Source organism: Streptococcus sp. BS35b (assembly GCF_000286475.1).
In the GTDB taxonomy this organism is placed as follows: Bacteria; Bacillota; Bacilli; order Lactobacillales; family Streptococcaceae; genus Streptococcus; species Streptococcus oralis_W.
Map to the genome: position 1 here is coordinate 16,456 of NZ_ALKH01000004.1, position 12,038 is coordinate 28,493.

11 protein-coding genes and 2 tRNA genes are annotated in these 12,038 nt (G+C 41.3%); all 13 read right to left on the reverse strand.

The genetic code is table 11. The features are described 5' to 3' along the window. Positions 1-271: 271 nt before the first annotated feature. A tRNA-Thr gene (locus HMPREF1149_RS05780) sits at positions 272-344 on the reverse strand. 100 nt (positions 345-444) lie between these two features. Continuing rightward, positions 445-1,230 carry an ABC transporter permease gene (locus tag HMPREF1149_RS05785; protein WP_000760745.1) on the reverse strand — a complete coding sequence of 262 codons (786 nt, stop codon included), beginning with the start codon at positions 1,228-1,230 and terminating at the stop codon, positions 445-447. Between the two features lies 1 nt (position 1,231). Next, the gene (locus HMPREF1149_RS05790; RefSeq protein WP_000240153.1) at positions 1,232-2,050 is read right to left on the reverse strand and encodes an ABC transporter permease; all 819 of its coding nucleotides are present in this window, start codon (positions 2,048-2,050) and stop codon (positions 1,232-1,234) included. A gap of 1 nt (position 2,051) precedes the next feature. Further along, complete coding sequence (locus HMPREF1149_RS05795) at positions 2,052-3,044, reverse strand: ABC transporter ATP-binding protein (RefSeq protein WP_001240805.1); 993 nt, start codon at positions 3,042-3,044, stop codon at positions 2,052-2,054. Between the two features lie 271 nt (positions 3,045-3,315). Beyond that, entirely contained in the window at positions 3,316-4,197 is an 882-nt protein-coding gene (locus HMPREF1149_RS05800) for a class II fructose-bisphosphate aldolase (protein WP_001019007.1), read from the reverse strand. 139 nt (positions 4,198-4,336) lie between these two features. Next, positions 4,337-5,665, reverse strand: coding sequence for a sensor histidine kinase VncS (gene vncS, locus HMPREF1149_RS05805; protein ID WP_000831367.1), 1,329 nt, complete (start codon positions 5,663-5,665; stop codon positions 4,337-4,339). Further along, the gene (gene vncR / locus HMPREF1149_RS05810; protein ID WP_000697936.1) at positions 5,662-6,318 is read right to left on the reverse strand and encodes a response regulator transcription factor VncR; all 657 of its coding nucleotides are present in this window, start codon (positions 6,316-6,318) and stop codon (positions 5,662-5,664) included. The genes vncS and vncR overlap by 4 nt, the downstream gene beginning before the upstream one ends. A gap of 248 nt (positions 6,319-6,566) precedes the next feature. Beyond that, positions 6,567-7,946: an ABC transporter permease subunit Vex3 gene (vex3, locus tag HMPREF1149_RS05815; RefSeq protein WP_000902993.1), complete on the reverse strand. Its 1,380-nt coding sequence runs from the start codon at positions 7,944-7,946 to the stop codon at positions 6,567-6,569. 50 nt (positions 7,947-7,996) lie between these two features. After that, entirely contained in the window at positions 7,997-8,644 is a 648-nt protein-coding gene (gene vex2, locus HMPREF1149_RS05820; RefSeq protein WP_000173736.1) for an ABC transporter ATP-binding subunit Vex2, read from the reverse strand. A gap of 12 nt (positions 8,645-8,656) precedes the next feature. Beyond that, on the reverse strand, positions 8,657-9,934 hold the full coding sequence (locus tag HMPREF1149_RS05825) for an ABC transporter permease (protein ID WP_001068247.1): 1,278 nt from the start codon (positions 9,932-9,934) through the stop codon (positions 8,657-8,659). A gap of 377 nt (positions 9,935-10,311) precedes the next feature. Then, a tRNA-Leu gene (locus tag HMPREF1149_RS05830) sits at positions 10,312-10,397 on the reverse strand. 80 nt (positions 10,398-10,477) lie between these two features. Then, positions 10,478-11,053, reverse strand: a complete 576-nt coding sequence (locus HMPREF1149_RS05835; protein WP_001029645.1) for a cysteine hydrolase family protein — start codon at positions 11,051-11,053, stop codon at positions 10,478-10,480. Continuing rightward, positions 11,053-11,841 (reverse strand): GTP-sensing pleiotropic transcriptional regulator CodY, encoded by a 789-nt coding sequence (gene codY, locus HMPREF1149_RS05840; RefSeq protein ID WP_000940727.1) that lies wholly within the window; start codon positions 11,839-11,841, stop codon positions 11,053-11,055. Before codY ends, HMPREF1149_RS05835 begins: the two co-directional genes overlap by 1 nt. Positions 11,842-12,038 lie beyond the last annotated feature (197 nt).

Here is a 12,038-nt window from a genome sequence, read left to right on the forward strand (position 1 = left end):
TTCAGCCAAGCTTGCTAGACTTCATTCGTTATTATCCACGGATTTTTATAATTTTTAGAAAACCTATGCAAAAAATTCTAGAATGATTAACAGCCTATAGTCCACTAAAACGGAACGAAAACAAGCGCTTATTAAAATATATTATACCACAAAATATAAATTTTAGTTTTTATTTATAAGCAGGAGGCACAGACGTCAAATAGAACCTATCTCAAACGTTCCACCTTTCCTATATTTACAAAAAAAGAAGCCCGTTTGGACTTCTTGATTTTGCCGATTGCAGGGCTTGAACCTGTGACCTACGCGTTACGAGTGCGTTGCTCTACCAACTGAGCTAAATCGGCGATTACCCTTTTAGTATAGCACTCTGAGAATAGATGTCAAGAAATTTTCATCTTAATTAGACAAAGCCTGTCCTGAGACAAGGCTTTGAGTTTCTTCCTTTTACGAACCCGCACTTTCGTAGGCATCTAAACCCTTGTCCCATAGTTTCAAAGAAATGACAAAGAAGACGAGGGAAATCAACATCAAACCACCGATATTAAAGAGCCCATCCTTGTCCTCTAAGAAATAGCTGGCAGGATAGTAGGCTGTAAAGGCGAAAGGCACGATAAAACTAATCAACCAACGAAGAAGGGAATTGTAAATAGAAATCGGGTACTTAGCAAAGTCATTAAACATATAGAAAATATAAATCATGGCGCCAGACTGCTTGGTCCAAAAAGCGATACTCGCTGTCGCGATTTTCAAAGAAGTATAAATCAAGGTCGCAAAAGGAATGCAGACTAGGAAAAGCAGGAATTTGGGAAGAGTCCAAGCAATGCTAGTAACCGTAGTCGCTAGTAAAATGCCACCGACCAAGAGTTCACCCAAGGCATCAATCTGAAAGGTCTCAACGACGATATGAAAGAGCGGATTGATTGGACGCGTCAGATACTTATCAAACTCCCCTTTTCGCACCAGTCGTTGACCTAAAGCCCAGAGATTGTCAAAAAAGAGATGGTCCAGTCCCTTGGGAACCAAGGAAAATCCATAGATAAAGGCGATTTCTTGAAAAGTCCATCCTTCTAGCGATGGGATATGTTGAAAGATGACATTGAGAAATAAGAGGTTCAAGCCTTGGGTCAGGAAAACACCTAAAACACCAACCACAAAATCCACCTTGTATTCCATGATTTGCTTGATGTATTGTCTGATAAAAATCAGATGCATGCGTTGATATTTTTTCATACTAACCTCCTTGAATGGTGATGAATGACTGGACTCGTTTCCAAATCAACTGAGACAAGCCAAGCATCACTAAGAGCCAGAAAAACTGCAAAACGAATGCCTGAAGAATCTGACTAGCATCGTATTTTCCAACAATGATCATGACTGGAGTGTAGATCAAGGATGAGAAAGGCAAGAAGGACAAAATATCTGAAACAACCTTGGGAAAGAAAGCTAAGGGAATCAAACTCCCAGACATAAAGGCGACTATGGAAGTCTTAAGTAGATTGGAACCCCAAAGATTTTTAAACACAAAGGCTGAAAAACCAAAGCAGATATTAAAGAAAAAGTTAATCAGGTAGGCCAGCGTTAAGCTAAAGAGATATAGAACAGTTAAACCCAGCACTTCTACAATACCTTGCCCCGATAAGACTTTCATCAAGACAATTACACTTAAAAAGGGCAGTCCAACAGAGATAAAAATCAACCACTTAGACCCAAGCTCGGTAAAGAGATAAGATGCCGCAAAATGCACGGGTCGCAGCAAGCGCATGATAATGGAGCCATCCTTGACCTCCTCCCCAATCATAAAAGAGCTATCTGACTTGGTCAAAAGATTGGTCACAAAACTCATGATGATGTAGAGGGTGATATCTGCCATGCTGAATCCCTGAATCAAGGACTCTTGCGAAGAATCAAAGACTGCTTTCCAGAGATAAAAGGCCACAAAAGCCCCCATGACATCGCCAATCCGATAGAGAAGAAAGTTGACTCGATAGGTGATCAACTCCTGAATCCCTGCATTGATAAAGGGTTTATAACGTCTCCACAATTTGACCATCTTAAAGCTCCTTCCGATAGAAGCGACGGATAATATCCTCAATATCCGTATCCACCATCTTCAAATCACGGATTTCAAAATCAGACAGGGTTTGCTTGATAATATCAGCTGACTGGTAGCGGGAACTATCAAATTCAATATTAAGGCTATTTCCTTGTCTATCAATGGTTATATCAGGCAGGCCTTCATAGTGAGAAAGGAGATGACTTTGACCTGGTAGCAGTTCAAAGGAGAGAGTCTTCATCTTGCCAAAGGTTTCCTTGAGCTGACTCACCGTTCCATCAAAAATCTCCTGCCCCTTGTCAATCATGAAAATCCGATCACAGAGTTGCTCAATATCACTCAGGTCGTGAGTGGTCAAGAGAATGGTGGTCTCTTCCTCTTGATTGATCTGGGTGATGGCGCGACGAATGTTGTCCTTGACCGAAACGTCCAAACCAATAGTCGGCTCATCTAAAAAGAGAACTTTAGGATTGTGGAGCAAGGAAGCCGCAATATCCGCTCGCATCCGTTGCCCCAGTGAAAGAGTGCGCACGGGGTCTTTGATAAAGTCCTTCAAATCCAAGACCTCATTCAAAAAGTCCATGCGATTGTGAAAGAGCGAGTCCGGCACATCGTAAATTTCTTTCAAGACCGTGTAGGTCTCTTGCAGTGCCAAATCCCACCATAGCTGGGTGCGTTGTCCAAAAACTACTCCAATATCCTTGACATAGTCTTGGCGATTGTCCTGCGGAATCTTGCCGTTAATCCGACAAAAACCAGATGTCGGTTTCAAAATCCCTGTCAGCATTTTGATGGTTGTCGACTTCCCAGCACCATTTGCTCCGATAAATCCTAAAATCTGGCCTTTTGGAACTTCAAAGGTCAAATCCTTGACCGCTTCAAAGGTCTGCTTTTCAGGATGAATAAAGGAACGCAAAGCCCCCTTTAACCCCGGCTCCTTTACTGTCTTCACAAAATTTTTCTGAAGATGTTCCACTTCTATCATTGCCATAAATCTCTCCCTATCGTAAGGAATAGAAAGACTACAAATATTCTAAATCCTTACTTTCTAAATCCTCTACATTTTATTATTACAGAAGGCTTTATACCAACCTATTATAGTCCAATAAAAAATGGAATGCAAGCGTTTGCCTGAAGATTATGAAATTCGATATTTCTCTCTTAAAATAATAGTTTTAATCAAAAATTCTGGTTTAATAGTCTCCCTAGAACACCAAAAAACCTGCCTAATGGGCAGGTTCTATCTGTATTGTTCGGCTAGATTAAGCTTTACCTTCTGAACCAAATACGTCGATACGTTCTTCAACAGCTTCTGTAATTGCTTCGAAACCTGGTTTCAAGAATTTACGTGGGTCAAAGAGTTTCTTCTTATCGTATTCTGCTTCGTTTGCTTCGTATTCAGCAACAAATTTACGAGTTGCGTTAGCAAATGCGATTTGGCATTCAGTGTTAACGTTAACTTTCGCAACACCAAGTTTGATAGCTGCTTGGATTTGGTCATCAGGAATACCTGAACCACCATGCAATACGATTGGGAAGCCTGGAACTGCTTCTGTCAATTTTTGCAAGTGATCAAGGTGAAGACCTTTCCAGTTTGCTGGGTAAGGACCGTGGATGTTACCGATACCAGCTGCCAAGAAGTCAATACCAGTTGCAACCATTGCTTTAGCATCTTCAATTGGAGCCAATTCGCCATCACCAATGATTCCGTCTTCTTCACCACCGATAGTACCAACTTCAGCTTCTACTGATACGCCGTTTGCATGAGCAAATTCTACAACTTTACGAGCTTTTTCAAGGTTTTCTTCAACTGGAAGGTGTGAACCGTCAAACATAACTGAAGTATAACCAACTCGGATACATTCAAGTGCATCTTCATAATGACCATGGTCAAGGTGAATAGCAACTGGTACAGTAATTCCCATTGATTCTACAAGGTTTTCGATGAGAAGTTTACATACTTTGTAACCACCCATGTATTTCGCAGCACCCATAGAAGTTTGGATCAAAACTGGAGCTTTTTTAGCTTCTGCTGCACGCAAGATAGCTTGAGTCCACTCAAGGTTGTTTGTGTTAAATCCACCAACTGCATAACCGTTGTCACGAGCTGCTTGGACAAATTTTTCTGCTGAAACGATTGCCATTTTATCAGGCCTCCTGTATATTTTTATGGGTCAACCCATTTACATTGTTCATTTTATCACTTTTTGATAAAAAAAGCTAGTTTTTCCCATACTTTAGATTGAATTTCTTCTAATCCGATTGATGTAACCCTTTTCTTTTTTAATCTTGGCTAACTCTAGGAAAGCGTATAAAGAAAGTCAAGCGATCATCCTGCCTTTCAAAACGATAAGGCAATTTCTCATGTTCTAATAAACTTTTGACCACAAAGAGTCCCATCCCCGAACCTTTGGCCTTGCGACTAGCATTTCCAGAAAAAGACTGGGCCAATTGTTCTTGTTCTTCAGGACTACAGCTATTCTCGATAAAGAGTTCTCCTTCTCTCTCGCCAATGTAGACCAGGCCACCTGGAGTGGAGTGCTTGATAGCATTACTGATGAGATTCGATAGGATTAGTTTCATGACAGATGGGTTTATGTATGCCTGCTGATGGGTTAGGTTAATGTCTACCTGAAGTTCTCTCTCCTTGGCTAGTAAAGCATAATTCTTGACTAGACTTTGCGTCATCTGAAGGAGGTCAACCTTTTCTTTCTCCTCTCGCAATTCCTGAACAGAAGAAAGAGACAATATCTGGAGAACGTGATGACTGAGGTCATCCACAATCCCCAAGGCAACTCCCAGATAGTGGTCTCTATCTCTATAGCGACCGATATTTTCTTTCATATTCTCAATCAGGATTTTCAAACTGGCCAGAGGTGTTTTCAATTCATGAGAAGCCCCTCGAAGAAACTCAACCTTCATCTTCTCCAGCTGGAGAATAGCTTCATTCTTGTCATGCAAGTCCGCAATGACAGTCAAGAGATGCTGGTAAAGGCTATTGATTTGTTCCTTGAGATCACCAATCTCATCCTTAGAATCTACACGCAATCGCACTTGGGCATCCAAATCCATCATCCGACGGGTCACTCGCTTGATTTCCAAAATCGGTGCAACAATGGTCCGAGCATAGATGTAGGCCACCAATAGGGAAATCAGAAAGGATGCCAGCAAGGTATAGGGAAGAAACTGGAGACTGATCTGCTCTGCTTCTTTTTGCAAATCCATGGAAGCTAGAAACTGAAGAATCATAGTGCTACCATCTTGCGTTTTTACCTCGCGTTCCTCAATGAAGAGTGAGGTTGTCTGGCGAGCTGTATCTAGTGGAAAATTATCCTTAACCTCTAACTTGTCCTCAGTCATCTCACCCTTAACGGACCCTTTGATATCACTGGTCTGGGAATACAAATCTAACACTTGCTCGATACTTTGCCTATCCTTTCCTTCTAGGGACTGGGCAATAGCTGTCGCTTTCTGACCAATGGTTTCCTGACGGTGGCTCAGATAAGTCGATGGAAAGAGAAAATAAATAGCTAAATGAAGACAAATAACCAGAACACTAAAAATCGAGAAGGTATAGATAAATATTTTAGTAAATAGACCTGTTCGTTTCATTTTCGCTCCAATTTATAACCAACATTGCGCACAGTGAGGATACAATCCAAGTCTAGCTTTTTCCGCAGTTCCTTGATATAGACATCAATGACACGGTCAAAGGGAACCTCATCTGTCACCTTCCAGACCGCATCAATTATCTGAGAACGAGTCAAGGCCCGGCCTTCATTTTTCACCAGATAGTCCAGAATTTCCAACTCTTTGGCATTGATAGCCACTTCTTGACCTGCGAGGCTTGCACTATAACTCTCAAAGTCTACCTTGGTATCCTTATAAGAGAAGACTCGTCCCGTATCGTAGTAGCGCTTGAAAATTGCATCTACCCTCACTTTTAAAAGAGAGAGAGAAAAGGGCTTTTCCAGATAGCCGTCTGCCAGAGAGGCAAAGGCGCTCATCTTGTATTCTTCATCCTGAAAGGCGGTCAGCATCAGGACAGGAACCTGACTGCTTTTACGAATCTCAGCTAGGACTTCGAGGCCATTAAGCTTGGGCATCTGGATATCCAGCAGTACTAGAGCAACTTCATAGCTGGAAAATTTTTCCAAAGCTTCTTGTCCATCTGCTGCTTCAATGGTTTCATAACCACAATCCGTCAAATAGTCACTGATCCCCTCACGGATCATCTCTTCATCTTCTACAATTAAAATTTTCATAGAAAAAATTTTTCACATTCCTTTAAATTTCTTGTAAATCATCTCGGTTTCACCCTGAAAGGAAGAGGCCTTATACTCAATGAAAATCAAAGAGCAAACTAGGAAGCTAGCCGCAGGCTGTACTTGAGTACGGCAAGGTGAAGCTGACGTCGTTTGAATTTGATTTTCGAAGAGTATTATCAAGATGAAATAGATAAAAATGCTACCTATATTATACCCCATTTAGGAGAGAATAGGTAGCAAGTTTTTTATTCGCTATCGAGCAAGAGCTCTTTTGGTTGTTTTCTGAGGAGATTGCTTGAAGCAAGCGCCATAACGAGAACCACTAGAACCAAGGCAAGGACAAAGACGATGATAAAGTCTGATGTCTGAATAGAAATATCTAGGCTCGACAAGGTCTTGCTAAATCCATCTACTTCTGCACCACCACCAAGATTAGAGGCTTGAGCCGCCTTGCTGGCTTGCTTAGCAACACCTGAAGTGACATTGGCAAGAACAGTATTTCCGATTGCACGAGCTGTGTAGTTGGCTAGGAAGTAAGCAGAAACAAGAGCAGGGATGGCAATCAGGATCGATTCGGTGATGAATTGCCCCAAGATACTTGCCTGCTTGAGACCGATAGAGAGGAGGATTCCCACTTCCTTGCGACGGGCGTTGATCCAAAGACTGAGCAAGAGTGCAAGGAGAAGAACTGAGAAGCTCAAGCTACCCCAGAAGAGGAGGTTGGCCATCTTGTACATACCGGAGATGGATTGCTCTAGAGCTGGGTAGTTAGAGGAGCTCTTCACAAGTGTGTAGCTCTTCCAGTTGATACCACTGATACCATTCAACTCTTTCATGACGTCATCCAAGTTCTTGTCTGCTGTTACAAAGAAGGTTGCGTCCCCATAAATAGCTGTGTCTTCTGTGTATCCATAAAGTTTTGCAGCAGTGTGAATGTCTGTGATAGCTGTGTTTTCATAGAGTTCTTGTGAGTAGGTTACTGCAGACTTATTGTGGCCATCAAAGAGTCCCTTGATTGTCACTTCAACTGTTTCCTTGGCACCTTTTTCATTGTCTGCATCATAGATATTAGAGTCCAGTTTGACCTTATCTCCAACTTTCCAGCCGTGTTTGGCTGCCAAGTCCTTGTGCATGAGGATTTTGTCCTTGTCGTCGTTGGTTAAGTGCTCACCTTCGACTAGTTTGTAAGAACCAGAGACAAACTTATCTTCTTTCGAGGAGTCATTGACACCTGTAATCATCAAACTACTTCCAAAACGCTTGGCACGGTCAGCAGTGAGATTTTTCTTGGTTTCTGGCGTTTCGATGAGTTCATATCCAGTCAAATCTCCGATAGCGTTGATGCGTTTAACATAAGACTCGATGGCCTTATTTTCGGTGATTTTTTTGATGTCTTCACCCTTGATATTCCCAGCACCACGAGGCGTTCCTTGATTGACGCGACGATTGATTTGCATGGAGAAGCTATTGGTGATATTTTTAAAGGTCTCCTGAGAAGCCTTGGCTGTAGCTCCCTTGATCGACAAGCCGACCAAACTCAAGCTCGCCATGAGGAGAATAATCAGGAAGATAACAATCGATTTGAAAAACTTCCTTGTAACATAGGCAAATGCGTTGTGTAACATAGGTTCCCTTTCTAGATTTGATTTCATAATTCTATCAAAACAAGCTCATCTTATTTTGTAGTATTGCGAGTTTCAGTTAGTTTCTTATTCTTCAATTCAAGTGTAATATCTGACGCTTGTGCCACTTCCTTACTGTGGGTGACGACAATCACACATTTACCTGTTTTCTCAGCAAGTGACTTGAGCAGTTCGATAATATCTCCGGCAGTTTTAGGGTCCAGATTTCCTGTTGGCTCATCAGCTAGAATAACTGGAGCTTCGGATACCAAACTGCGAGCGATAGCCACACGTTGTTGTTGACCACCTGATAACTGGAGAACATTCCGCTTGATCTGACTTTCATCCAAACCAAGCTCAAGAAGCGTATCCTTGCTGGCCTTTTTGTTGACCAAGCGGATATTTTCCAGCGGAGAAAGATAATCTATCAAGTTATAATTTTGAAAGACCAGGGAAATATGGTGCATACGATGGTAAGAGTATCCCTTGTTCCGAATGTCCTCTCCTTGGAAAAGGATAGAACCTTCAACAGGGCTATCTAGACCAGCCAGTAGGGACAAGAGAGTGGATTTTCCAGCTCCTGACTCACCAATGATACTATAAAATTTTCCGGGTTCAAAATTATACTTGATCTGATATAAAACTGCTTCAGCAGTGTTCTTATAACGGTAGGTAACATCTTGCAATTGTAATAAAGTCATGATTTCTCCTTCTTAACTAATAGATGATAAAATTTCCTTAGGCGATTTTCTAAATAAGAATAGGAAACAAAGGGCCACAGACAAGCAACCAATCAAGAGCAGAAAGACATAGGATTCTGCAAAGGATATGAGACTGGTTGATAGACTGCTTGCTTTGGCCAGCGTGTCCTGTAAGGTTGCCTGGTCTCCACTGGCTAGTACAGTTTGGAGCAGATAGGATGTGATGGCGTTTCCTGCAACAAATGCTGGAAGCAAAGCTCCGAGAGATACCAAAACTACCTCTAAACAGAACTGGAGGAAGATCGAACTCTTGCCTTTTCCAAGTGCCAGAAGAATTCCCACTTCGTAGACCCTTTCTCTCAACCAGAGAGACAAGACCAAAATTAAGGCTCCAGCTCCAGCTATCAACATCCCATACAGGAAGATGGTTAGGAAGGTTTGGAAGGTTGCAACCGAGTCTTTGATTTGTTCAAAGGCCTTGTTTTCCTTCTCGACTTGATAGCCGCTATTTTCCAAGGCCAAGTTTTCCACCTGCTTCATGAGTCCGTCCATTTCCTTAGGATTTTCTACATAGAAGCGGGCTGCACTGACTTGTGGTTCACTATTTCCCAAAAGGGTTTGGCTACTTTCATAGTCTGTAAAGACTTGGTTTTCACTGAAGTCAGAAGACAAGCCTGTAAATTTCTCTTGTTTTTTACCAGAAAAGATACCGACAATCTCAAACTCTACTGTTTGCCCTTTTCCAGCTTCGGACTGACCAGCATCCAAGCGAATCTTGTCATGAAGCGAAAGACCGTTCTTCTTGGCCAACTCTTCGTGGATCAGGATTTTCTTGGAGTCCCCTTTTTGAAGGTGTCGCCCTTCTTTTAGATTGAAAGCCGAACTGGTAAAGGTGACATCCTTGGATGAATCCTCAAGAGCCGTTAAGCTAACCAAGTTCTTGTCCGCTGCTGACACATCATCACGTTCTACGCTCTGCTCACCACTCACCGCTTCCTTGTCTTTCAGTTTTGCGACCGTCTCGAGTTCAGGAGAGACATTTTCCAGTCCCTTAATCTTGCTCACGGATGCTAGATCAGACAATTTGAAGGTCTGTCCATTTTCTATCTTTTTGATAGAAAAAGATGTATTGAGTGATTTGTAAAGATTGTTTTCTACTGTTTTGTTGGACTTCATCAGAGTCAAACAGGCTGAAATTCCTGCCAAAAGGACAAATAAAATCAGAAATAAAATAAGACTTCTCAGTCGTTTTCTGCTGATATAAGCCCAAGCTCTTTGGATTGGATTCATTTGTCACCTCCATATTTGTAAGACTATTATAAAATCCAAATATGAAATGTTTATGAAATCGAAAAAATTTTTTGAAAAAAACAAAAAAGCTAGCGAACGCTAACTTTTCTCATATAGAATGCATTTTATCAATCAAAAATATACTCCATTTTATAAATGCTGGCACCGTCTTTCAGCTTAGCATTTTCCATTTCCTAAGTTCTTCATTTTCTGACTTGTATCTGAGGAAATTCTTGATAGGATGAAATGGAAAACTCAGTTTAAATGTTCTGATACAATGACTGTTCTTGATGCCAATATTTTTCGAGATACGAAACGTAGCCTCTAGTCTTCTTTGTAAAAACAAAAAGAGCCAGCCAAAGCTAACTCTTATCCTATGCGGAGAGAGGGACTTGAACCCTCACGACCTAAAGCGGTCACAGGATCCTTAGTCCTGCGCGTCTGCCAATTCCGCCATCCCCGCGTTGATTACTTTACTAGTATATCAACTTTCAAAATCTTTGTCAACACTTTTTTCAGATTTTTTTCATTTTTCCAAGGGAATTATTCTTGGATTTCAGCCAGATTTTCATCCAGCAACTTGGCTCCCAATGTGTTCTTAAAATGACCAAGAGCAAACTGATGATTTTCTGGCCAAATAGAGGCAACTGCAGGCTTGACAATCTCGATTTGATAACCTAAATTATAGGCATCAATAGCCGTATGAAGAACGCAAATGTCAGTCAGTACACCGGTCAAAATGACTGTATCTACCCGACGTTCTCGCAAACGGATATCTAGGTCCGTTCCTGAAAATGCTGAATAGTGACGCTTGTCCATCCAAAAGACACGGCTATCCACCTTATGTTCAGCATAAAAGTCAGCTAGGGGACCATAAAGGTTACGACCACTAGTCCCGATGATGTTGTGTGGCGGAAAGAGCTTGCTTTCTGGGTGGAATGTATCCTTCTCTTCATGGGCATCAATGGTGAAAAAGATATAGTCCCCACGTTCAAAAGCCAATCTGGTTACTCGATTAATTGCCTCTGATATGGCTTGGGCAGGTGCCCCTGCAGTCAGCTTTCCATGGTCTGCTACGAAATCCTCTGTATAGTCAATCGAGATTAAAGCCTTTGCCATTAGTAGTCCCTCTTTTTCACTTCCTCAAAAATATCACCAATTAGAACTTTGAGATAAGTCCCCTTCATTCCGAGTGAACGGCTCTCAATAATTCCTGCTGACTCCAGTTTACGAAGCGCATTGACAATCACCGAGCGTGTAATGCCAATACGGTCTGCAATAACAGATGCAGTCAACTGTCCTTCATTTCCATCCAATTCAGCTAAAATAGCTGATACGGCACGAAGTTCTGAATAGGAAAGGGTATTAACCGCCATGGTAACAGCAGTACGACGACGAATATTTTTCTCATCCTCTTCACGTTGGAAGTTCAAGAGTTGAATCCCTACCACCGTGCTCGCAATCTCAACAAGAATCAAATCTTCATCTTCAAATTTCTTATCATTGCGCCAAATAATCAACGAACCTAGGCGAATCCCTGATACATGAATCGGAGCAATGGTCGTCAAACCATCTGGAAAATCCGCACGGCTCTCTACAGGGAAAATGGTCAAATCATGTTCAACAGGAAGGTTGGCTTCCGTATCATAGATCATGTTTGCACCTTGGATATAATCATCTGGAAAAATCTTAGTTTGAAAAAACTGCTCTACACGATCTGTATTCGTTTTATAACGCATGAAGTAGCCTAAAAGGCGCCCCTTGCTATTCACAATACAAGCGTTACAATCAATAATATCTGCCAACTGGCGTGTAATCGCATTATAGGGAAGTTCATCTTGAAGTTGCTCCTCTGAGCGTTTCAAAATAGAAGTAATTTTTCTTGTTTTTTCTAATAAATGTGCCATTTTTTACCTCGCATTTAATCGCTACCATTATAACATAAAGAGCGTGAATTTTCAATTATTATCTGAAAATTGCTTATTTAATTACAATTTTGAACAGCAAAAATATTTTAGAAAAAAGCGATTTTTTTATTGACATCCTATTTTATTTTTGATATTATAACATTATAAGAAAATGACATGATAAATCCCTTTCCGTT